This is a genomic window from Nocardia sp. NPDC051911, from assembly GCF_040681035.1.
Taxonomy (GTDB): domain Bacteria; phylum Actinomycetota; class Actinomycetes; order Mycobacteriales; family Mycobacteriaceae; genus Nocardia; species Nocardia sichangensis.
In genome coordinates, this window is sequence record NZ_JBFAXY010000022.1 from 39056 (window position 1) to 61345 (window position 22290).

Sequence of the window (22290 nt, forward strand, 5' to 3'; positions counted from 1 at the left end):
CCACGCCAACGAATCGTCGACAGAACAGAGCGATCGAGGAGGCATCATGACAGTGGTTCAGAACTTCATCGACGGCAAGCTCGTCGACTCGGTCGGTGGTGCGACGATGGCACTGGTCGACCCCGCTACCGGCGATCGGTACGGTACCGCCCCGGTGTCCGACGAACAGGACATCGACAACGCGTACGCAGCGGCCGCCAGAGCGTTCCGCGACTGGAAGCGGACGACGCCGGCGCAACGCCAGAAGGCGCTGTTGGATTTCGCCGACGAGTTGGAGAATGCCGCCGACGCGCTTGTCGAGGCCGAGGGCCGCGACACCGGCAAGCCGAACCACATCACCTCGGCCGCGGAGATCCCGCAGATGCTGGACCAGACCCGATTCTTCGCGGGAGCGGCACGGGTACTCGAGGGCAAGTCGGCCTGCGAGTACCTGGCGGGCCATACATCCTGGATCCGCCGGGAGCCGATCGGCGTCATCGGGCAGGTGACACCGTGGAATTACCCGATGATGATGGCCATCTGGAAGTTCGTTCCCGCGATAGCGGCAGGCAATACCGTGGTGATCAAGCCGAGCGAAACCACTCCGGTGACGACGGTGATGCTCGCCGAACTGGCCTCCGAACACCTGCCGCCAGGTGTGCTCAACGTGGTAGCCGGTGACCGGGCGACCGGTGCGGCGGTGGTCGCGCATCCGACTCCGAAGATGGTATCGATCACCGGTTCGGTGGCCGCGGGCCGTGCGGTCGCGGAGTCGGCCGGGAGCCACCTGAAGCGCACGCATTTGGAGTTGGGCGGCAAAGCGCCGGTGATCGTGTTCCCCGACGCCGATATCGCTGCTGCCGCCCAGGGTATCGCGGCCGCGGGCTATTTCAACGCCGGGCAGGATTGCACGGCGGCCACCCGAGTGCTCGGTCACGGCTCTGTGGCCGACGATCTGACCGCGGCGCTGGCCGAGCAGGCCTGCGGCGCGACAACCACTTTCGGCAAAGCCGCCGATGACGAAGATGCCTGGGTGCCACCGGTCAACAACGCCGACCAACTACAGCGGGTGCTCGGCTTCCTCGACGAGGTGCCCGATCACGCTTCGGTCGTGGCCGGTGGACACCGGCAGGGCGACCACGGGTATTACGTCGAGCCGACGGTCATCGGGGGGTTGTTGCAGGATGACCGGATGAGCCAGAACGAGATCTTCGGCCCGGTGATCACCGTGCAGTCGTTCACCGACGAAGACGAGGCGATCCGGTGGGCCAACGGCGTCGAATACGGGCTGGCCTCCTCGGTGTGGACCAAGGATGTGTCGAGGGCGCTCCGCGTGTCGGCCGCGCTCGACTTCGGCTCCGTGTGGATCAACACCCACACCGCGCTGGTCGCCGAGATGCCGCACGGCGGGTTCAAGTCGTCCGGACACGGCAAGGATCTGTCGATGTACGGGCTGGAGGACTACACCCGTGTCAAGCATGTGATGGCCAAGATCGACTGAAGCCCCACGACGACGACAGCACAGCCGGTCGCCGCCACCGGCGGCACCATGCGCCAATTGCGGCGTCGCCATCACCTACTCGTGTGATCCAGGCCGGTCGGCGGCACAATCGCAACAGCGTAGGCAACGAATCCGGTGCCGTGAGCGAAGACGAAAGGGGCGCGGGTGCACGCGACCGTAGAGCCCGGCGTCGAACTGGCGGTGCTGTGCGTGGTGATGGTGGCTCTGACGGCCGCGTGGTATCGGGTGGCGCGATTGGGACCGACTCCCGTGGCTCCGCGCGCCGCGATCCGCGGCGCCGCACAACTCGGAATCGTCGCGCTGGTACTGGCCGCGGCGCTGGCACATCTCTGGTCCGCGGTGCTCGTCCTGGCCGTCATGTTCGCCGCCGCGGTGGCGACCGCCGCGCAGCGGTCCTCGGCCGGCTGGTCGGGAATGTGGCTCACCGTCGCGCTCGGGGCGGGAATCGGGGTGGTGGTGCCACTGATGCTGATCAGCGGCGTGGTCCCACTCACTGGTGTGGCGTTGGTCCCGATCGGCGGAATCGTGCTGGGCGGGACGATGACCGCGACATCGCTCGCCGCCCGTCGAGCCCTCGACACGGTCGAACAACGGTGGGGTGAAGTGGAGGCGGCGATGAGTCTGGGCTTCACCGAACGCGAAGCACGACTCGAGGTCGTCCGTCCGAGTACGGGTGATGCGCTGCTACCGGGCGTCGATCAGACCCGCACAGTCGGATTGGTCACTCTGCCCGGCGCATTCATCGGTGTGCTGCTCGCCAGCGGTTCAGCCCTGCAAGCCGCCGCGGTACAGATGCTGGTTCTCACCGGCCTGCTGCTGGCCCAAGCATCCGCGGTAGCGGTGACCACCGAACTGGTCGCACGATCGAAGGTTCGCCGCACACCACGATAACGACACAATGGATCAGTACCAGCCGAAGGTGCCGCACCGACCCCGCGCCGGTCAGCCCCTGAGCGTCTTGCGCATCCGCTCGACCATCCGGACGGTGACGACCACCAGCACCGTCAACGTGGCCGTCAGCAGCACCGTGGACAACCACGCCATGGTGGGCACCGACAGCCGGTAGACCAACACGATCCGGGTCGCGGCCTCGACGACCAGTCCCACGCCCCACAATGCCGAGAGGCGGACGTGGGTGCGGCGGGCCAGCGCATTGGTGCGGTAGGTGTGCTCGATGACGGCCAGGTCGCCGGTCGCCATGACGCGGCGGGCGGCGTAGTAGGTCAGCGGTTTGCCGAAGAACAGCCCGATGAGGATTGTGACGCCGATACCGGCGGTCACCACGGATTGTTGCACCATGAGCGTGCGGGCGTCGCCACTGAGCAGCGACCCGATCAGTCCGATCACGAAGCCGCCCAAGACCATTCCGGCGAACAGGTCGATCCGGCGATTCCGCGCCACCTCCACGAGCACGGTCGCCGCGGAGGCCAGCGCCCCGGCAAGCAGCGCCATGAAATCGGAGCAGCCGAGCGCGTGCAGCACGAAGTAGGCCGCTATCGGCACCAGGATGTCGCGCGCCACGGGGGCGAACAGTTTTCGCAGGTCCGGACGCCCAGTGGCAACCTGCGCGGCGGGGGAAACGGTGTCGTCGACGATCATGGTGGGCAACTCCTGTAAGAACGGGCCGGACAGGAATCGAATCTACGAACGCGAGAGCCGTCCGGGATCTGTCAACCGTCACATGTCGGGCATGACAACTGTCATGCCGCGGTAGCCGCCCCTGAACGGCACCCGACCCGGACCCGCAGCCGTTCGACGTGGCGGAGTCGGCGTTCGGCGAGGACACTGAGGACGTAGCACCCAACTCGTCCCCAGGAGCACATGCGATGCCAACCAACGGGCCTTTCGGCATCGATCCGGAAGATTTCGAACGCGCACTGCGTGGGGCGGGCACCGAGCTCCGCGACCTGCTCGGGAAAGCCGGTGTATACCTGGATCGCGTAGATCACGCGACCGTCGGTTCACTGGCGTCGCTGCTCGGTCAGTTCGTCCAATCACAACAGCCACGTCCACCGAAACCCGAGGGCGAGACCACCGGGGAGACCGGCAGCGGGGTGTGGGTGATCTACAGAGTCGACGACATCGGCGAGGCCAAGGTCGAGCAGGTCTTTCCGAGCGAACTCGAGGCCTTGCGCGCGCATCGCGACAACACCGATGATCGCCGTCGGGTGCGGTTCCTGCCCTACGGGGTTCCGGCAAGTGTGTTGGATGCGCCCTGACGGCTGTACAACCACCGACTACCCCGATGCGATGGACGGTAGGGACATCCGGCCGGGGTGTAGCCCCGCGGTTTCAGCCGATGCTTTGACGGGTCGGCTCGATGAGCGCGATGAACCGCTCCTCTTGCCGCGAGTAGGGGTTGCCGGTGTATTTCGTCGAGATTTGGTCGACGATCTCCCAAGCTGCGTCGCCTTCGAGCCATGCGACGACCCTGCCGCGGATGACGACCGGCCGGAGCGGGTTGTCGACCGGTGTGAGGGACAGTGCGATCCGGGGGTCGCGGCGCATGTTGCGAGTCTTGCGATAGCCGGGGCCGGTGATGATCGCGATATGGTCGCCGTGGGTGCCGGTCCAGACGGGGACGGAGTGGGGTGCGCCGTCGGGCAGGATGCTGGCGAGGTGGGCGATCGAGGTGCCTTCGAGCACGCGGCGCACTTCGGGGTCGAGCATGCTTGTCATCTCCTGGGCGTGAGTTCTCGGTATCGATATCGAAGGGTCAACGCTGAATCTCGTAGTGGAGGTGGGTGACTCCCGGCGCGGGAACGGCTTCGACCAGACGCAGACGCACCTGCTCGGGCAGCGCCCAGAAGAAGGGCCTGCCCTCGCCGAGCAGGACCGGCACCTGATGCAGAACCACTTCGTCGACGAGTCCCGCTTTCAACGCCTCGGTCACGACGCCGCCGCCCATGAAGGCGACATCCTTGTCGCCTGCGGTCTCACGAGCTGCCGCGATCGCGTCCTCGATGCCGGTGGTGACGAGGTTTTGGCGGTCGGAGATCTCCGGCGCGGGCGGGTGGCTGACGACGAACAGCGTCCCTCCATCGCCGAGACCGCGACCGGCCCCGGGGTCACGGCCGGTGATATCTCCGTCGACCGATACCGCCAACGCGCTGAAAACCTTGCTCATCTCCACATTCCTCTCTGAGTTCCTTCAAGAGACTTCAGTACCGTAGCACCTTTAGTTCCCTGAAGGAACTCCAATGGGTAAGCTGTTTCCATGCAGCGCACGAACTTCAGCGGAATGGCGTGCTCGATCGCGCGGACGCTCGACGTCATCGGGGAGCCGTGGTCACCGCTGGTCCTGCGGGATGTGTGGGTCGGGCTCAATCGGTTCGACCAGATCCAGGCCGACCTGGGAATCTCCCGCAAGGTCCTGACCGAGCGGCTGAACCACCTCGTCGATCAGGGGGTGCTCGTCCGGCGTCCTTACGACCAGCGGCCACGCTACGAGTACCACCTCACGAAGAAGGGTCTCGAGCTGGTGGACCTGCTCATGGTCATGACCCGCTGGGGTGACAGATGGCTCTCGGGCCAGGAAGGCCCGCCGGTGCTCTACCGCCACCACGCGTGCGGCCGGATCAGCGACGTCGACCTGCGCTGCGCCCACTGCGGCGAGCCGATGCACGCGGAGGACATCGACACACTGCCGGGCCCCGGCGCAGCCGGATGACCCGCCCGCTTGCGTTGCGTCCAGTTGCGAGGGCGCCGGGTAGCGGGATTCGGGGCCTGGATCAATCGCCGGCCGAATACGCTTCCGATCATTCGCTCTACTCCGCCGTCCAGCGCATGTACGGACATCGAATGTGACGAAGGCATATCACAGAACGTGATGCAGATCATTGCGCCAAAAGGTGTGGTTGGGCATCGTCGTCCATTCATTTTGGAAAGAACCTGGTTGGAGATGCCGAATGGCCGACCATAATTTCGCTTACGACCTCACGCTGGACGAGGCACGACGGCGCAGCGCCGTCTTGGCGGCGCTCGGAGACGACTGGGATCCGGTCGCGGTGCTCGCCGAGGAAGAGCTGGCGTACACCATGCTGTACTCGAATCTCGACGATGAGCAGCAGCGAATCTACGAGGAACTCGTTCAAGCGGGGATCCTGCCGGATCGAGCGACACGCGATACTGCGCACTGATCCGACCGCCGAGCACGAACCGTGACCGGTGTTCGGCGTGTGCGACAGCCCGACCGCCGGACGGATCGTCCCCGAGCCGGTATCCGGAACTCATCCAGAGCTGTCGCGCGGGACCAGGGACACGGCCGAGTGGTCGGACTGCCCCCAGGTCGTAGGCGCCGGTCGTCCGCACCGTTATCGTTTTCCTGAGGAAATCTTCGCCCGCCGGCGTCCACGCCCGCGTGGGCCGGGACGCGAAACGGTATACCTTCAGCGGCGGGTCGCTGACCAGCGGAGGCAAAAGGAAGGTTCGGACGTTTATGGCGATCGACGGTCTCGGACGGTACGGAGTATGGCGCGGCTACCGGGGATTCGCTCCCGCGGATGCCGCCGAACTCGAGGGTCTCGGTTACAGCGCGCTGTGGCTCGGTGGGTCGCCGCCCGCCGACTTGCCGGTGGTCGAGTCGTTGCTCGAGGCGACGGAGACGTTGATCGTCGCCACCAGCATCGTGAATATCTGGACGGCACCGGCTAATACGGTCGCCGAATCGTTCCACCGGATCGAACAGCGATTCCCCGGCCGCTTCCTGCTCGGTATCGGCGTGGGGCACCCGGAGGCCAACAAGCCGTATCAGAAACCGTACGACGCGCTGGTGGAGTACCTCGACGAGCTCGACAAGGCCGGGGTGCCGAAGGAGCGGATCGCACTGGCGGCCCTCGGGCCGAAGGTGCTCGAACTCTCGCGCGAGCGCACCGCAGGCGCGCTGCCGTATCTGGCTCCGCCGGAGCACACCGCGCGGGCGCGCCGGATCCTCGGCTCCGCGCTGCTGGTCGCGGAGCAGAAGCTCGTGCTCGACGACGATCCGCAGCGGGCGCGCGAAGTCGGCAGGCAGATGGTGGACATGTATCTCGGCCTGCGCAATTACGTCTCGAACCTGCGGCGTCTCGGCTTCTCCGAGGACGATGTGACCAAACCGGGCAGTGACCGTCTCATCGATGTGCTCACGGTGCACGGCACGCCCGTCGAGGTCACCGGGCAACTGGTCGAGCATCTGAAGGCTGGTGCCGATCACATTGCGCTGCAGGCATTGGATGCGGACTATCTCGGCTCGCTGCGCCAACTCGCGCCGCTGCTGACCGCGGCCGACTGAATCACCGTGCCGGGCCGCGTTCTCGTGAGGCCGGCCATTCGCTGATCCACGTCGATCGACGGTTCGATGGGTGCGTACAGCGGTGTCGAGCACTGGCGACGGATGCGTCCGCTGCCGCAGAGGTAGCCGGAGTCGGAGGGTGTGCAGGCGGCGGCCGATAGTATTCCGGCGTCGTCGCCCACAATCCTCCTGCCGGGGAGCCCACTATGTCCCAGCCGCCGAATCCCGCCCAGCACCCGGTCGTGGTGGACTTCCACACCCGCCGCCGCGACAACTGGCAACTACGCCTCGCGGACTCGATCACCCGCTTTGCCGGATCGATGCCGTTCGTCTACCTCCACGCGGCCGGATTCGCCGCCTGGATGCTCCTCTGCGAGGAAAGCCCTTGGCCGACATTGACTCTCGTGGTATCCCTCGAGGCCATCTTCCTCTCGACGTTCGTGATGATCGGACAGAACCGAGCGGCCGAGTTCCAGCAGCTCAAAGCCGACCACGACTTCGCCGAGGAAGAGCTCGAACTCAAGACGAACACCGAACTCACCCGCGCCATCCACGCCATGACCACCGAACTGCACCGTCGCATCATCGAGGAAACGCCCGACCAGGCCGAGCGGTTGTGATCGCGGTCGACCGACCGGCACGACAGCGCGCTGCCACCGTCCCGCGGTGTTGCGTTGCGGCGGAAAGCGACTCCTACCGCGCACGCGGCATTGCCGACAGCGGACCGTTCTCAGGCGAGGCGCGGAACGCCTGGATCATGAGCGCGGCGAAGCGCCGCGAGGCCGCCACCCGGGTCTGCGAGCCGGCCCGGATTCCTCGGTGTGCCATGAGCATGAGGCTCAGGTCGGCGACTGCGAAGTCTGGTCGCAGCTGCCCGGTCTTCTCGGCGCGGCGGGCCAGTTCGCCGACCGCCCGTAGCGCAGCGGCACGTTCGGCGGCGAAGTCGATTGCGTCGGGAAAGGTCGAGGTGAACGCCTCGGTGAAGGCGCGGTTGTCGGCGTGCAGCGCACAGATGTTCTCGATGAACCGGCAGAAGCCATGCCAGGGATCCGGGTCGGACAGTCCTTGCTCGACGAGGGCGCGGCAGGCGCGCATCTCACCGGCGAACGCGGCGGTTGCCAGGATCTCCTTGGTCGGAAAGTGCCGGTACAGCGTCGCGGGCCCGACCCGGGCATGGCGGGCGATATCGCGCATCGGCACGGTCATTCCCTCGGCGGCGAACAGAGCCCGCGCGGCGTCCAGGATGCGTTCGCGGTTGTCCCTGGCATCCGAACGCAGAGTGTGAGGCAAACGGTCGGCCACCGCTCTCACTTTAGCTAAGCGGACGCATGCGTCCGTTAGCGTCGGCTCGGGGGGCTGACGGGAGACGAGGAGAGCCAGTGAAAGCCATCGAGATCCGGACCTTCGGAAGCCCTGACGGCATGGCAGTGGCCGACATTCGCATCCCGTCGCCCGCCGCAGGTCAGGTGCTCGTCACCACGGAGGCGATCGGCGTCGGTGGAGTGGACGCGGTGATCCGGCGCGGCACCCTCGGCGGTTACGGCTTCCGGGAGGGGCACATCCCCGGCAGCGAGGTCGCCGGGGTGGTGACCGCGGTCGGCGCGGGTGTCGACCGCTCGTGGGTGGGGCGGCGGGTGTGGGCGTTCACCGGGGTCGGCGGCGGATATGTCGAACATGCCGTTGCCGCCGTCGAGCAGATCCTCGCGCTGCCCGAGCACCTGTCTCCGGCCGCGGCGGTCACCCTGGGCAGCTCCGGAGTCGTGGCGCACTTCGGTCTCGCTCACGCCCGCTTCGCCGCAGGCGAGTCGGTGCTGGTGCGCGGAGCGGGCGGCAGTATCGGAATCTCGGCCGTGCAGCTCGCCGCTCGCGCCGGCGCCGCCGCGGTCGCGGTCACGACCTCCTCGCCGGAGAGAGCCGATCGGCTCCGCGCCCTCGGCGCCACCCAGGTGTTGGACCGCGCCGGGACCGGCGGCGCGGACTACGACGTCATCATCGACATCGTCGCCGGCGCCGCCGTCCCGTCGTTCCTCGGCAAACTCGCGCCGAACGGCCGCATGGTGGTCGTGGGAATCGTCGCGGGCTATCCACCGGCCGATTTCGGTATGACGATGATGACGGCGTTCCAGAAGTCGCTCTCCTTCGCAACCTTCAGCGCCGACACCATCGACCACACCGCCCAGCGAGCGATCCGCGCCGAGCAGTTCGCCGCCGCGGCTCGCGGGGAACTGGATGCGGTAGTGCACGAATTGCTGCCGCTGGAGCAGGCCGAGCTGGCGCATCGGAAGATGGACGCCGGAGAGGTTTTCGGTCGCATCGTCCTGACGCCGTGAGCGATCGCGTCACCGAAATCCAGCGCCAGGTCTCCGCGCCCCGGCGATTCGCCCCTCCCGCGCCACCGGAAAGATTTCTCGGCGGCCGGACCTCCCAGCCCCCGACCGCCCGATTCGGCTCGACGCGCTCCATCGGATTCACAGGCCGTATCGGTTTCAGAGGCGGCGTCGGTACTGCCATGGCCCCATCATCCCCTGCCTTCCGCGGTGGACCCCTACGTTCGACAGCCGGAAGCGCCGACGATCGCAATAACTTAGTGCTGGTTTCAATTCGAGTTCGATGGTGCGGGCGGTGAGGTAGCTTCTGTTCGACCGGCTGGGTCGAGCACAGGCGTGTCGACCTGGAAAAGGCTCCTGAACTGGGATAATCGGAGTTTGCGCAGCAGACTCGACACCGCATTCAGCTGGCCGTGTGGATGTCCACCGCTCGACGTCCCGACAAACTCGCCCCGACCCACCGAAGGAAGTCAGAGCGCCATGACAGACATCAGCATCCAGACGCTCGACGAAACCATCGACGCGGTGCTCGAAATTCCGTCCGGCGAGGGACCTTGGCCTGGCGTGGTCGTCATCCACGACGCCCTCGGGCTCCGCGACCCCCACCGGGCGATCGCGCGTCGCATCGCCGGCAACGGCTATCTGGCGATCGTGCCCAACCTGTACTCCCGCGGCGGGATGATCCGCTGTATGCGCTCGATGTTCAACGATCTCATGGCCTATGAAGGCCGCACCTTCGACGACATCGCGGCGGCACGAAAATGCTTGGCAGAAAGGTCCGACTGCACCGGTGCAGTCGGCATCGCCGGATTCTGCTCGGGCGGCGGGTTCGCCCTCGTCGCCTCTACGAAGGGTTTCGGCGCATCAGCGCCGTTCTATCCACCGCCCCTGCAGAGCAAGTACGCCGAAATCGTCGAGGGCGCATGCCCCATAGTCGCCAGCTTCGGCCGACGCGATCCGATGAACCGGGGTAGCGGCCCGCGCCTCGAAGAAGTGTTGACCCAGAAGAAGATTCCACACGACGTCAAGACCTACCCCGACGCGGGCCACAGCTTCGCCGACCGCACTCCCGTGCAGGCGGTGGCGCGCATCTTCGGGTTCGGCGAGAACGAGAAAGTCGCCGCGGACGCGTGGCAGAGGGTATTCACGTTCTTCGGCCAGCACCTACGGTGACCGCGACGCCGCGAGATCGGCGTCGGGGAGCCTCCGCCCGCGTTGTCGGACCAGTAGAGCATCGAACGCTCCCCGCCGTCCGCGACGGCGGTCCCGGACACCGCGGCATCGGCCGCACACCTGCGCGCCGCGCTGCCTCGACACACGGATTGGAGGAGACCGCGCGGGCGGTCGGCGCAACAGCTGGAGATGGAGTCAAGAGGGGATCCAACTGCCGTGGAAGCCGGTGGGGATTCGGACGGGCAGGTGGACTTCGGCGATGGGAGGGCTGGCGAGGTCGGCGGCGTCCAGAATCAGAAGGTAGCCGTTTCCGTGAAGACGATCGTGGGCGAAACTCATCAGGTATCCGTCGTTTTCGTCCGTCGCCTGGGCGCGCGGGACGAACACGGCCTCACCACAGGTACGCCCTTCCGGCAGTCGGTGAGTGCGCCGTGAGGCGCCGTCGGCGAAGTCGTAGCGGTAGATGCGGGAGTGGCTCGGTTCGGCTTCGAGCGAGAAGCTGACCAGGTAACCGAAGCGGTGGTGGAGCCCGACCATGCTGTCGGCGACGCGCGGATACTCGACCACCGCGTCGTCCACCTGCTGTTCGGTGACGGTGCCCTCGGCAAGCAGCAGGCGCCACTGGTGCAGGCGTGGCAGCCCGCCGCCGATATCGTCGCTGCCGTCCCGCCACAATGCTGCCACCCGCGTACCGGTGAGGGTGATGGCGCCGTCGGCCTCGAATGCGTTGAGGGTATGCCACACATAGCAGGGTTCGATGTCGAACCAGCGGACCGGGCCACCGGCGCGGGCCATCACCCCGAACCGCGCGTGATGTCCGTCGTCCCAGCGCCACGCTGCGGTGACCTGGTCGAACACGACCGGCAGGTCCATGAAGACCACATGGTGCCGGGTCACGGCGAAGTCGTGCATCATCGTGGCGCGCGGAAGTTCGATCGGCTGGGTCCGGAGCAGCTCGCCGGAGGGTGACACACGGTGGTAGGTCAGATACGGCGGGCGCAGTCGGTAACCGAAGAACAGCAACTCGCCGGATTCCGGACAGATCTTGGGGTGCGCCGTCATCGGCGTTCGCAGCGCGCCGTCGAAGGTGAACGGTCCGACGGTCTCCAGTTCCGGCGTGAGCTGGTAGGGGAAGCCGCCTTCCTCGAGCGCCAGAAGTCGGCCCGCGTGGCTGACGACGTGAGTGTTGGCCGTGGTGACCCGGTAATCCATCGTCGCGGTCGCCGGGTCGAAGCCGAGTTCGAAGCGCGATCGGCCCGGGTGGTGGTAGAGCGGGGTGCGCACGTAGCGGTTGCGATACCAGCGCGCGCGTCCTTCCGTCAAGGCGACCGCGTGGACCATGCCGTCCCCGGCGAAGTAGTGCGGTGACCAACCGGTCCGTGGGTTGGGACCATTACGCACGAACATTCCGTTCAAGTCTGCGGGTATTTCTCCGATCACCTCCGCTGGTTCCACGGTGCATTCCTCGGTGACCGGCGCGTTGTTCCCGGCCAGATGCAGCGGCACGGCTGCGTGCGACGGCATTGTCATCGTCGGATCTCCCTTCCCTGGATCGCCGTGCCAGGATGCCGAGACAATTCCCGAACAAACAGACTTGTTTTCGGCGAAGCCCTGAGCCGCTCACCGAACTCCCAGCTCAGCGCCGCGCAAGAAAATATGCGCGACTCGATCACCGCCATCCGCGCCGGCGGCGGCCGTCGCGGATGGCGCCGGCCGACTCGCCGCTGGAATGACGACCGGGATAGGCACGGTGACCTGGGTTCCGTGTGAGAATCGGCTGGAGAACGGCCGGTCTCTTTCGGGACTCGGCGGCCGAACCCGCGGTGTCGCCGACACCGCTGCGCAGCGACACAGGTAGTCCGATGACCGAAACACATTCCGAGTGCACCCGCAGAGAGTCCTGGGAGCGGACGACCGGCATCCCCTTGATGGTGCTGGCCGTCGCGTTTCTCTGCGTCTATGCCTGGCAGGTGCTCGATACCGGGGCATCGCCTCGCCTGGACGCCTGGCTCACCCGGGTCGACGTGCTGATCTGGGCGGCGTTCGCGCTGGATTTCGCCGTGCGGTTGGTGCTGTCCGGGAACCGGTTGCGATTCCTGCGTACCCACCCGGTCGACCTGTTGATCGTGGTGTTGCCGCCGCTTCGCCCCCTGCGGCTGTTGCGGGCGGCCATGCTCGTGATCGGCACCCTGAACCGGAACACGACGACCAGAGCCAGGCTCGCGGTATTCGTCGGAACTAGTTCGCTACTGCTTCTGCTGCTGTGCAGCCTGGCATTCTTCGACGCCGAGTACGGGGCGGCCGACAGCAAGATCCACAATTTCGGTGACGCGCTGTGGTGGTCGATGGTGTCGGTGACCACCGTCGGCTACGGCGATGTGTATCCGGTGACCACCGAAGGCCGTTTGATCTCGCTGATCCTGATGACCTTGGGCATCGGCCTGATCAGTTTCGCAATCGGCACCACCACCAGCTGGGTGATGGATCAGCTGAAGAGCGTCGAGGCGAATGTGGAGAGTACCGATCGGGAGATCACAGAACTCGTCGCAGAGATCAGAGCGTTACGTGCCGAGGTGGCCGCTCTGCGATCCACTGGGATCGAGCCGGATACCGTGCCGGCCGAATGACCCACGCATCCTCGGTGACAATGCCCATCTCCGGCGAGAGTCGCCAACGCGACCCTGCGGTGTCGGCCGGATTTCGACATGATTCGCCACAGCCGCGACCACCAGCGGATGCGGGCCGGTGCGGGGCCGCCCCTGCAAGTAGGGGCGCGCAGGGCCGTAACCGGGGGTGAGGTGGGGGCGATGAGCCAGGTGGAGTTCGTCGAGAGCGGAGGCCGGCGTGGGTCGAGCTATGAGAAGTGTTGCGGTGGTCGCTATTACGGCGGCAATGTCGATGTTCGGGATCGGTGCGCCGGTGACGGCGCATGCCGAACCGGACGGGCTGAGGCATTGCGCGGTCAGCAGTGGACGAGTACCGGAAACAGCGACCCCGGAGGAGGTCGGACTCGATTCGCCCGCGCTGCGCCAGGCGGTGGCGCTCGCGGCGGATTCGACCCGCACGACGCTGCAGATCTTTCGGAACAATTGCCTGATCGCGACCGGCCCGAACACCGCGCGGGCCGCCGGTGTGCCGTGGAATCTATGGAGTAGCACCAAGAGTGTGGTTTCGATGGTAGCCGGGATCGCGGTCGACGAGCAGCGGCTGCGGCTCGATGACCCGATCGGCGCCTATCTGCCACCCGAGCTCGGTGATGCCGGACATCGCGCGATCACGGTGCGGAATCTGCTCGTCGAATCCAGCGGCATGCGGGTAGCGGTGGCCTCGGAGGGCATCACCGGGTTGGCGCAAATCGACCCGAATGTGGTGGCGCAGGCGCTGGCGATGCCGATCGATCAACAGCAGGGCACCGAGTGGCGCTACAGTCAGCGCGCTGTCGATCTGCTCGTGTACGTCATCCAGCGTGCGGTCGATGAGGACTTTCAGACGTACGCGCAACGAAAGCTCTTCGATCCGTTGGGAATTCCGCCGACCGACTACTTCTGGGGACGGGACCGCAGTGGAAACACCTACGGTTACGCGCATCTACTGCTGCCACCGGACGACTTCGCCAAGCTCGGACTGCTGCTCACCAATCGCGGCCAGTGGGGCGGTCACCAGATCATTTCCGCGGAATATCTCGCGCAGGCAGGCCGGCCCGCCCCGACGAACCCATGCTATGGCTTCCTGTTCGTGGTGAACGGGCCGGACTGCGGCAACTACTTTCCTGGACTGCCGCCGGATGCGATGCAGATGTCGGGAATGATGCGCCAGGACAATTTCGTGGTGCCGAGCCTCGGATTGATGGTCAGTTGGACCGGTGTCACGGTGCCGGGGAGCGCGTTGAGCTTCCCGCACGATGTCCTGCGCGCGGTCGGCGCCGCCTTCCGGGACCCTCGCATACCCGCTGCGGCGCCCTACGAACAGCAATCCGATGTCCAACTGTCCGATCCGATGATCTCGAACCCGGACGCGACACTCGCCGCACTCGGCATCGGCCCGATGGCCTACCCAGGTTGCAACCCGCTGTCCTGCCTGGGTAAACCCATGTCCGCACCGTTCGCGAATTGGCCACCGGGTTGTTTCATACTCGGCTGCGTCGGCCCGCACCCGGCGACCCCTGGAATTCCGTAGCGGCACAACGCGTATATGCGGCCAAGGTCATCTCGCTGCCCCGCGGCGCCAGCACTTCTGCGCTGGGCGCCGCGGGCTGCGGCGTGCCGCGATCCGCGTCGCGCACCACGCCGCCGCCGACATATCACGACGCCGGGCCGCGCAACCGATCCGTAGTTCCTTTTGGTCTCATAGCATTCGAAGACAGCTCCGAAAGATGTTCGCGACGAACTGGATTTGGCGATCGATGCGCACCCAGCAGCACTCCTACGCGAACACGTCGCCGAACAGGATGGTCCGACTCACCTTCGTCGGTGAGCACGCCCTCGACCAGTGGCTACGACACCCCTGAGATGCGCGCACCAACCTGCCTTCACCGTCTTCGGCGCGCATGGGTGCAGCGAAGATCTCCGAGTAGTATCTCGGCCCAATTATTCCTGTCGCACAACCGATTTCGATGACAGGTCGCCCTCTGTGGGGGATGATGTGTCTCACGGTAGATAGGCAGTTCGCCGATCGGTCCGGAAACAAGGGGGCATGTCTGTCATGGGGAAAGTGGACACCAGAGGTGTTTGGACGCGCGTCAGCGTGGACGAGTCGCAGTTCGAGGGTTTGCGACAGCCCGGAGTCAGGTCGAGCGCGGGCATCAAATCGAGTATCCGATGGGGCGGCAGCCAAGACGAGGAGAAGAGCGGCTACGACTTCACCGGCCTCACCGATGTCGACGCGCGCCTCGACGGCCAGAACTTCAGGCTCGGCATATTCGCACACTACAACCGTCGAATTCATCTGCCACACAGTCAGTTCTCGGTTTTCTTGAAGGTCACCGTCGACTTCCAGGACGAGGGATTCGACCATACCTTCACCCTGCGTTTCCGTCACGACGAGACGCCCAACCAGCCGGGTGACGTCGCCGATGTGGTGAGACCGCCGGTAGTCCACGAGAACGACATCGTCCGCGTCGACGGCACCGAATACCTGGTGACCATCAGCGGTTTCCTGGATGACAAGGATGAAGTGAAGCCGTACTTCGAAAATCCCGAAGGGGAAATCAAGAGAGTCTGGCTCGTTGCGAAATTCGAACCCCAGGTTGAGCCGGGTTCCTGAAGATACTCGCCCGGCGCCCATCCTATGTCCCGGTGTGGCGGGACGCTGATGTAAACGGCCACTTCACGGCCGGGCCCGACGGCGTGTTCGCCGGGCCCGGCCGCGGCAATCCAGCGTGCATGATCGACCACCGTGACCCGGGCGCAGCTAGCCGCGCCGACGGTCTTTCCTTGTGGCGCTATCGGCCGCGATGCACGCCGCCGGAGTCCCGAGCGACCACTTGTCCACGGCGATCATCGTGCCCCGGGCGCCGACCGCAGGCTGACGCGTTCGCCTCGAGCTGACATTTCCCGGCGGCCGATCCAGGGAGCCGAGCCGCCGCGACGCTGTCGCACACCCTGCAGGGCAATTCATCAGCTACGCCCCGAAACGAGTAGTCGACTACTGGTGTCCGCGATCCAGCGTCCTGAAATTATCGCCAGGAGTTCGGCCGAGCGGCCGAAATGTCGGGGACGACAGCAGTATCACTCGCGACAAAAAGGTAGGAACAGAAATGACCAGGGTTGTCGGCACTGCGTTATATGGCATCAAGCCCGATGGCGATCTGCAGTGGTATCGCCACGACGGTGTCCAGAACGGCGGAGCCTTTTGGACAGCAGGTGAGGGCGGGAAAAGGATCAGTGGCGGCTGGGACATCTACAGCACGGTGTTCAGCGGCCGCGACAGCGGCGTCATCTACGGCATCAAGCCGGACGGCGATCTCCAGTGGTACCGCCACGACGGCTGGCAGGACGGCGGCGCCTTCTGGACCGCCGGTGCGGGCGGTAACAGGATCAGTGGCGGCTGGGACATCTACCGCACGGTCTTCAGCATCGGCCGAGGCGTGGTCTACGGCATCAAGCCGAACGGTGACCTGCAGTGGTACCGCCACGACGGGTGGCAGGACGGCACCGCCAGGTGGACCGCCGGTGCGGGCGGCAACCGGATCAGTGGCGGCTGGGACATCTACGACAAGGTGTTCAGCGGCTACCTCGGGGTGCTCTACGGCATCAAGCCGAACGGTGACCTGCAGTGGTACCGGCACGACGGGTGGCAAGACGGCACCGCCAGGTGGACCGCCGGTGCGGGCGGCAACCGGATCAGTGGCGGCTGGGACATCTACGACAAGGTGTTCAGCGGCTACGACGGCGCGATCTACGGCATCAAGCCGAACGGGGATCTGCACTGGTATCGCCACGACGGGTGGCGAGACGGCACGGCGACGTGGACGGCCGGTGCGGGTGGGAGGAAGATCAGTGGTGGCTGGGACATCTACAGCTCGGTGTTCAGCGGCGACACTTACCTCCACCTCGTCTGAGCATCCATCCGAGATTCGATGTCCTGTGAATCGCGGCTCCGCTTGATGCACGCTCCCCCAGAGGCCTCTGGGGGAGCGTCTACATCCAAAGAAGGCGGAGACCGCCCGATTACGTTCCGTCCAACGTGCCCGCAGTCCTCCGAAGCGCACACCCTGACCGGCCCGGACTCAGCACCCCACCCGAGCTGGATCCGACCGGCGTGGCCGTCGGTGCGCAGCGTCGCGGCGTCGGTAGTGCTTGGAGGGGCGTGCTCGTCGCATTTCCAGACAACGTCGGTCGTTGGCCTGGAACAGCTCTTTCGGGTCGGTGTGCCGGCGCTTATCGACCTGCGACCGACGCAGGTGAGTCCGCTCGGGTGACGAGCCGGGAGACGAAGACCCGTTCCAACAGTTCGTACAGACAGTCGCGGTCCTGGTCGCTGAGCCTGTTCAGGCCGTCCTGGGTGGCGCGCATTTTCGCCCGGATCGTGTCGGTTATCTGTTCGCCCTCGGGCGTGATGACGAGATTGGTGACGCGCCGGTCGGCTTCGCTGGCCTCTCGTCGCACGAGGCCACGCTTCTCCAGCCGGTTGATGATCCCGGTGACGTTGGAGGCGTCGCAGGCCAAGGTCTCGGCCAAGGCGCGCATCGCGACGGGCCCTCGGCGCAGCACGGTCAGCGCCTTGCCCTGGCTCGCCGTCAAGTTCTCGCTCGCCGCCGCGACGGTGAAGTCGCCGTAGTAGACGCCGAGCGACACCGAGAGCAGCTCCATCAACTGGGCCGTGTCGACGCGGGGAGCTTCTGCCATGGCAACCAGCCTATCCGCAGAAACTTGACTATCTCAAATATTTACCCTTAGCGTGTGTGGCCATTGCTTGAAGTTCTCAACCATCGAAGTCGTACCAACGAGGAGTACCCAGTGATCGTCACCGCGTCCGACGCCTCGCGCACAGCCGAGATCCTCTCGCGGCCCGTCGCGCTGAACGGCCTGACCGTCCCGAACCGCATCGTGATGGCGCCGATGACGCGCATGTTCTCCCCCGGCGGCGTTCCCGGTGACGATGTGCGGTCGTACTACGCCCGCCGGGCCGCCGCCGGCGTGGGCATGATCGTCACCGAGGGCACCTACGTCGGCCACGAGTCCGCTGGGCAGAGTGACCGCGTGCCGCGCTTCCACGGTGAAGAGCAGTTGGCGGGGTGGGCGAAGGTCGCCGAGGACGTTCACGCGGCAGGCGGCACCATCGTGCCGCAGCTGTGGCACATCGGCATGGTCCGCAACCAGGGGGACGCGCCCTACCCCGATGCGCCCGCCGTCGGCCCCTCCGGTATTCGCGTCGACGGCACCGAGGGTCTCGGTAAGGCGATGACCCAGGGTGACCTGGACGACGTCATCGGCGCCTTCGCCGAGGCCGCGGCGGACGCCGAGCGCATCGGCTTCGACGGCGTCGAACTGCACGGCGCTCACGGTTATCTCCTCGACCAGTTCCTGTGGGCGCGAACGAACCGCCGTGATGATGCCTACGGCGGCGGCATCGCGGCCCGGACAAAGTTCGCCGCCGAGATCGTGGCCGCTGTTCGTGCGGCCGTCTCGCCCGGCTTCCCCGTGATCTTCCGTTACTCGCAGTGGAAGCAGGAGGCCTACGATGCACGGCTCGCCGAGACGCCGCAGGAGCTGGAAGCGATCCTGGCTCCGCTCGCCGCAGCCGGCGTAGACGCCTTCCACGCCTCCACCCGTCGCTACTGGCTCCCGGAGTTCGACGGCTCGGACCTGAACCTGGCAGGCTGGACCAAGAAGCTCACCGGCAAGCCCACCATCACCGTCGGCTCGGTCGGCCTGGACGGTGACTTCCTCCGTGCCTTCACCGGCGAGGGCGCCGAACTCGGCAGCCTCGACAACCTCCTCGATCGCCTGGAGCGCGAAGAATTCGACTTGGTCGCCGTCGGTCGCGCCCTGCTCCAGGACCCGGAGTGGGCGTCCAAGGTCCTGGCGGGGCGGATCGACGAGCTGAAGCCGTACGACGCGGCGGCACTGAAGACGCTGAGGTAAGCGAGTTTCAGCAGGCCGTCGTCGTCGATCCGAGCGAAACGGCGGATCGAGCGCACCGTGGGCATCCATAGCGAGCCACGCCGGGCGAGCGCATCCAGGACACCCGGCGTTCGGCGCATGGACCACCGCCGGGAGGCCGTCACCACTGTAATCGTATCTGATGGAGCCATCAGATACGATTACGGTGACATTCGCCGATGGAAGAGGGATCCATGTCCGCCGACCCCGTGGTGCGAAATCGCATCGACCGCCGCCGGGAACGCACCCGCAACGCACTGCTGGGCGCAGCACGGAAGTTCCTGGCGGAAGGACGTTCGGCGGTGAGCATCCAAGAGATCACCGACGCCGCCGACGTGGGATTCGGCTCGTTCTACAACCACTTCACCTCCAAAGAAGAGCTGTTCGACGAAGCCGTCCGCTCGGTGTTGCAGGTCTACAGCGAGATGCGCGACGAGATCGTGAAGCTGTACGACGACCCGGCCGAGGTATTCGCGGTGAGTTTCCGGATGACCGGCCGTCTCCAGCGGCAGGCGCCGGAGATAGTGCGGGTGCTGCTGAATTCCGGCATGCCGGTGCTGCTTCGGGACGAGGGCCTGGCCCCGCGTGCCCGCCGCGACATCATCGCCGCCCAGGAGGCGGGCCGGTTCGAGCCGATGGACCCGGACATGGCCGTCATGGCCGCAGGCGGCGCGCTGCTGGGCCTGCTGCAACTCCTGGACGCCCAACCCGGGGCCGATGCGGGCGCGCTGACCGACGAGATGACCTTCCATGTGCTGCGCATGTTCGGCATGAACAAGCGTTCGGCGCAGAAGCTCGTCTCCCACCCCCTGCCCCCACAGCCGCAGCCGCAGCTTGTGCCCGATCCATAGTTCCGGTGGCATCGTCATGCTCGGAGTGGCGCAGGTCTATCCGCGACCTCGTCGAGGCGGCGCCCGTCCTCGAGGCGATCGTTGGGCAACAGACGCCCTGCCGAGCCGCGCCATAGCAGTAGAGCGGCCACCAGCGCCGAGCGGCGCAGTGGTGGTGTCTCGCCGCTGGACATCACACGGGCGAGGCCGGGCAGTCGATGTATCCGTGGTGCGATGATGCCGCGCAGCCGGTTGCCGAGCTCGCCACCGTCGGTCATCACCACCCCGGTGAGCTTTGCCAATCGGATCATGGCTCGTTGCCGAGAGAGTCACCGGCCGCGTCGAGGCGTCCGCCCCGTGCGGCCAACGCGGCCGCGGGAATAATGGCGACCAGCGCGGCTCCCAGCACCCAGGTGAAAGTGGTCGCGAACGCCCCCGCCTGCTCCGAGTGCTGGATCCCGCTGTCTCTCAGCCCCTGCTGCAGGATCACCACGAACACGGCCGTGCCGATGGATCCGCCGATGCGCTGCATGATATTGAGCTGAGGTGTGGCATCCGCCATCTGAGCCGGGCCGAGGTTGCGCAGCGCCACCGTCATGGCAGGTGTCGCGGCCAGTCCGATGCCGAGGCCACGCACGATCATCGCGGCGGCCAGCAGCCAGTACGGCGTGTTGCAGGCAACGAACAGGAACGGCACCGTGGCGACGACACCGATCACCGCACCGACCACGCTGGTGAGCCCGCCGAGCCGCTCGACCATGGGTGCCGACAGCCCCATGGCTAGGGCCGCGCCCAGCCCTTGCGGGGCCAGCAGCATTCCGGTGTGCGCGGCATCCTGATCTCGGATCACCTGAAAATACAGAGGCAGCAGCACCATCGCCCCGAAGGTCACCGCGCCCAGCACCAGCGTCGTGACCGCACCCGCACGGAACAGCGGATCCCGCCACAGCCGCAGATCGAGAACAGGATGCGCGGATCGCGTCGCGTGCACGACGAAAAGGCCGATGACGGCGACGCCGGCCAGGACCGGGACCAGCACCTGCGGATCGGTCACATTCCGGACTCCGGCGCGAGCCGATCCGAAAGTGACGCCCACTGTTCCGAGTGAAATCATCACCAGTCCAACGACATCCAACGGACCCGCGGCTTCGGTCGGCTCGTCGGGCTGGAGCAGTCGCCACGCCAGCACCAGGCCCAGCACGCCGAATGGCACGTTGATCAGGAAGATCCACTGCCAGCCCGCGTATTGCAACAACAGTCCGCCGATGGTCGGCCCGATGACGGGTGTGAGCACCATCGGCAGTCCCGCCGCCACCATGGCTCGCGCCATGCCGCGCTGCCCAGCGCTGGTGATCAGGATCAACTGCCCGACGGGAATCATCAGCCCCGCGCCGAATCCCTGCGCGACGCGGGCGACGATCAGGGTACCCACGGAGTCCGCGAGTCCGCAGGCGATCGAGGCGACGGTGAACAGGCCGAGCGTGCTCATATAGAGCCGCTTGGGCCCGATCTTGCGGGCAGCCCAGCCGCTGGCGGGCAGCACCGCCACCTGCACCAGGAGATAAGCCGTGACGACCCACTGGATGGCGTCCAGCGACGCGTTCAGGGCCGTAGCCAGGGAGTGCAGAGCGACATTGACGATCGTGGCGTCGAGGAAGGCGAGCACCGCGCCGACCAATACGACGACCACGGCCCGACGTGCCTGCGGGCTCAGCCCGGTGGTCACGCCGTCGGAAACGTTGGAAGCAGTCACCTTCGCAGTGTCATCCACACGGGAAACTCTGTCAACCAATTGGATGACAATGCATCCGACTGGTTGAACCAGTCACCCGAACCGGTAACCTGTTCGCATGGCCCGCAGCACGGATCCGACGCCCGAAGGCCCGGCCCGCCGTCCGCGCCGCGCCCCCAGCGCGGACGAGCGCCGCCGCGACGCGGAGCGCTCCCGTCAGGCTCTGCTCGATGCGGCCCTGGATGAGTTCTCCGCAAAGGGCTTCGACGGTGCGCGAGTCCAGGACATCGCCGCTCGCGCGGGGGTGAACAAACAGCTCATCGCCTACTACTTCGGCGGCAAGGAAAACCTCTATCAAGAGATTCAACGGCACTGGCCGGAGGCCGAGGCCGAGCGTGCCGATCCGGCACTCCCCCTCGACGAGACCGCCGCCCGTTACCTCACCGCCGCGCTGGCGGACCCACGCCCGGCCCGCCTGGTCATCTGGCGCGGGTTGACCGGTGGCGGCACCGAATCCGACTACATCGACGACGCCACGGTCATCGACACCGATCTGGCCAACCTCCGCCGAGCAAAGGAGCGCGGCCAGATAGTCCCGGAGCTGGATCCCGCGTTCGTCCGCATGGCCGTCATGAGCATGGTTTTGGCGCCCCTGATGCTCCCCGAGGCCGCCCTGCGAGCCACCGGAAAGACTCCCGGCTCACCGGAATTCGAGGAGTACTATCGCACTCAACTCCGCGCCCTTATCCGCCGCCTCGGCACGGCCGAATCACCGGAAGGGGCCTGATCCGGGCTCTTCCTGGGCGCGGCGGCGCTCGGGCCAATCTCGGTATCGGTGTTTTCCGGCGGTTTCTC

The 22290-nt window shown here is 66.3% G+C and carries 24 protein-coding genes; 16 read left to right on the plus strand and 8 right to left on the minus strand.

The window, feature by feature from the left end; all coding sequences use genetic code 11:
* Nucleotides 1–46: 46 nt before the first annotated feature.
* Together AB0L97_RS25075 and AB0L97_RS25080 are read left to right on the plus strand one after the other, a co-directional pair.
* On the plus strand, nt 47–1480 hold the full coding sequence (locus AB0L97_RS25075) for an aminobutyraldehyde dehydrogenase (RefSeq protein ID WP_364433744.1): 1434 nt from the start codon (nt 47–49) through the stop codon (nt 1478–1480).
* A gap of 165 nt (nt 1481–1645) precedes the next feature.
* A complete protein-coding gene (locus AB0L97_RS25080; RefSeq protein ID WP_356967482.1) occupies nt 1646–2392 on the plus strand; it encodes an ABC transporter permease in 747 nt (248 codons plus the stop codon).
* 51 nt (nt 2393–2443) lie between these two features.
* Here AB0L97_RS25080 and AB0L97_RS25085 read toward each other — a convergent pair whose 3' ends face one another.
* Entirely contained in the window at nt 2444–3100 is a 657-nt protein-coding gene (locus tag AB0L97_RS25085; RefSeq protein ID WP_364433749.1) for a VC0807 family protein, read from the minus strand.
* A 227-nt stretch (nt 3101–3327) separates the two neighbouring features.
* Here AB0L97_RS25085 and AB0L97_RS25090 point away from each other — a divergent pair, with 227 nt between their 5' ends.
* Entirely contained in the window at nt 3328–3720 is a 393-nt protein-coding gene (locus AB0L97_RS25090) for a hypothetical protein (protein ID WP_364433752.1), read from the plus strand.
* 73 nt (nt 3721–3793) lie between these two features.
* Here AB0L97_RS25090 and AB0L97_RS25095 read toward each other — a convergent pair whose 3' ends face one another.
* Nucleotides 3794–4171 (minus strand): PPOX class F420-dependent oxidoreductase, encoded by a 378-nt coding sequence (locus AB0L97_RS25095; protein ID WP_356967487.1) that lies wholly within the window; start codon nt 4169–4171, stop codon nt 3794–3796.
* A 46-nt stretch (nt 4172–4217) separates the two neighbouring features.
* The gene (locus AB0L97_RS25100) at nt 4218–4628 is read right to left on the minus strand and encodes a dihydrofolate reductase family protein (RefSeq protein WP_364433756.1); all 411 of its coding nucleotides are present in this window, start codon (nt 4626–4628) and stop codon (nt 4218–4220) included.
* Between the two features lie 90 nt (nt 4629–4718).
* On the opposite strand from AB0L97_RS25100, the gene AB0L97_RS25105 reads away from it, so the two are divergent.
* The 4 genes from AB0L97_RS25105 to AB0L97_RS25120 all read left to right on the plus strand — a co-directional run bounded on the left by AB0L97_RS25105 (nt 4719) and on the right by AB0L97_RS25120 (nt 7390).
* Entirely contained in the window at nt 4719–5171 is a 453-nt protein-coding gene (locus tag AB0L97_RS25105) for a helix-turn-helix domain-containing protein (protein ID WP_355074290.1), read from the plus strand.
* A 238-nt stretch (nt 5172–5409) separates the two neighbouring features.
* Nucleotides 5410–5640 (plus strand): DUF6400 family protein, encoded by a 231-nt coding sequence (locus AB0L97_RS25110; protein ID WP_355074292.1) that lies wholly within the window; start codon nt 5410–5412, stop codon nt 5638–5640.
* Nucleotides 5641–5939: 299 nt separating this feature from the next.
* Nucleotides 5940–6770 carry an LLM class F420-dependent oxidoreductase gene (locus AB0L97_RS25115; protein ID WP_355074294.1) on the plus strand — a complete coding sequence of 277 codons (831 nt, stop codon included), beginning with the start codon at nt 5940–5942 and terminating at the stop codon, nt 6768–6770.
* Between the two features lie 206 nt (nt 6771–6976).
* The gene (locus AB0L97_RS25120) at nt 6977–7390 is read left to right on the plus strand and encodes a DUF1003 domain-containing protein (RefSeq protein ID WP_364433762.1); all 414 of its coding nucleotides are present in this window, start codon (nt 6977–6979) and stop codon (nt 7388–7390) included.
* A 73-nt stretch (nt 7391–7463) separates the two neighbouring features.
* Here the strand turns inward: AB0L97_RS25120 and AB0L97_RS25125 are convergent, their stop codons facing one another.
* The gene (locus AB0L97_RS25125) at nt 7464–8072 is read right to left on the minus strand and encodes a helix-turn-helix domain-containing protein (RefSeq protein WP_364433765.1); all 609 of its coding nucleotides are present in this window, start codon (nt 8070–8072) and stop codon (nt 7464–7466) included.
* Nucleotides 8073–8149: 77 nt separating this feature from the next.
* Here AB0L97_RS25125 and AB0L97_RS25130 point away from each other — a divergent pair, with 77 nt between their 5' ends.
* Both AB0L97_RS25130 and AB0L97_RS25135 read left to right on the plus strand, forming a co-directional pair.
* Nucleotides 8150–9100 (plus strand): zinc-binding dehydrogenase, encoded by a 951-nt coding sequence (locus AB0L97_RS25130; protein WP_364433768.1) that lies wholly within the window; start codon nt 8150–8152, stop codon nt 9098–9100.
* A 477-nt stretch (nt 9101–9577) separates the two neighbouring features.
* The gene (locus tag AB0L97_RS25135) at nt 9578–10270 is read left to right on the plus strand and encodes a dienelactone hydrolase family protein (RefSeq protein ID WP_364433771.1); all 693 of its coding nucleotides are present in this window, start codon (nt 9578–9580) and stop codon (nt 10268–10270) included.
* A 195-nt stretch (nt 10271–10465) separates the two neighbouring features.
* On the opposite strand, the gene AB0L97_RS25140 is transcribed toward AB0L97_RS25135, so the two are convergent.
* A complete protein-coding gene (locus AB0L97_RS25140) occupies nt 10466–11800 on the minus strand; it encodes a carotenoid oxygenase family protein (RefSeq protein WP_364433774.1) in 1335 nt (444 codons plus the stop codon).
* A gap of 332 nt (nt 11801–12132) precedes the next feature.
* Between AB0L97_RS25140 and AB0L97_RS25145 the strand changes: the two genes are divergently transcribed.
* From AB0L97_RS25145 to AB0L97_RS25160, 4 genes are all read left to right on the plus strand, one after another.
* On the plus strand, nt 12133–12897 hold the full coding sequence (locus AB0L97_RS25145) for a potassium channel family protein (protein WP_364433777.1): 765 nt from the start codon (nt 12133–12135) through the stop codon (nt 12895–12897).
* 265 nt (nt 12898–13162) lie between these two features.
* Nucleotides 13163–14446: a serine hydrolase gene (locus AB0L97_RS25150; RefSeq protein WP_364433780.1), complete on the plus strand. Its 1284-nt coding sequence runs from the start codon at nt 13163–13165 to the stop codon at nt 14444–14446.
* 525 nt (nt 14447–14971) lie between these two features.
* Complete coding sequence (locus AB0L97_RS25155) at nt 14972–15532, plus strand: choice-of-anchor K domain-containing protein (protein WP_364433783.1); 561 nt, start codon at nt 14972–14974, stop codon at nt 15530–15532.
* A 493-nt stretch (nt 15533–16025) separates the two neighbouring features.
* On the plus strand, nt 16026–16829 hold the full coding sequence (locus AB0L97_RS25160; RefSeq protein WP_364433786.1) for a tachylectin-related carbohydrate-binding protein: 804 nt from the start codon (nt 16026–16028) through the stop codon (nt 16827–16829).
* A 319-nt stretch (nt 16830–17148) separates the two neighbouring features.
* On the opposite strand, the gene AB0L97_RS25165 is transcribed toward AB0L97_RS25160, so the two are convergent.
* Entirely contained in the window at nt 17149–17616 is a 468-nt protein-coding gene (locus tag AB0L97_RS25165) for a MarR family transcriptional regulator (protein ID WP_355074309.1), read from the minus strand.
* 111 nt (nt 17617–17727) lie between these two features.
* Between AB0L97_RS25165 and AB0L97_RS25170 the strand changes: the two genes are divergently transcribed.
* Nucleotides 17728–18855, plus strand: coding sequence for an NADH:flavin oxidoreductase (locus AB0L97_RS25170; protein ID WP_364433790.1), 1128 nt, complete (start codon nt 17728–17730; stop codon nt 18853–18855).
* Between the two features lie 212 nt (nt 18856–19067).
* A complete protein-coding gene (locus tag AB0L97_RS25175) occupies nt 19068–19724 on the plus strand; it encodes a helix-turn-helix domain-containing protein (protein WP_355074313.1) in 657 nt (218 codons plus the stop codon).
* Between the two features lie 14 nt (nt 19725–19738).
* On the opposite strand, the gene AB0L97_RS25180 is transcribed toward AB0L97_RS25175, so the two are convergent.
* The gene (locus tag AB0L97_RS25180) at nt 19739–20014 is read right to left on the minus strand and encodes a hypothetical protein (RefSeq protein WP_364433794.1); all 276 of its coding nucleotides are present in this window, start codon (nt 20012–20014) and stop codon (nt 19739–19741) included.
* On the minus strand, nt 20011–21456 hold the full coding sequence (locus AB0L97_RS25185; protein ID WP_364433797.1) for an MDR family MFS transporter: 1446 nt from the start codon (nt 21454–21456) through the stop codon (nt 20011–20013). Before AB0L97_RS25185 ends, AB0L97_RS25180 begins: the two co-directional genes overlap by 4 nt.
* Nucleotides 21457–21553: 97 nt before the next feature.
* On the opposite strand from AB0L97_RS25185, the gene AB0L97_RS25190 reads away from it, so the two are divergent.
* Complete coding sequence (locus tag AB0L97_RS25190) at nt 21554–22222, plus strand: TetR family transcriptional regulator (RefSeq protein WP_364433800.1); 669 nt, start codon at nt 21554–21556, stop codon at nt 22220–22222.
* Nucleotides 22223–22290 lie beyond the last annotated feature (68 nt).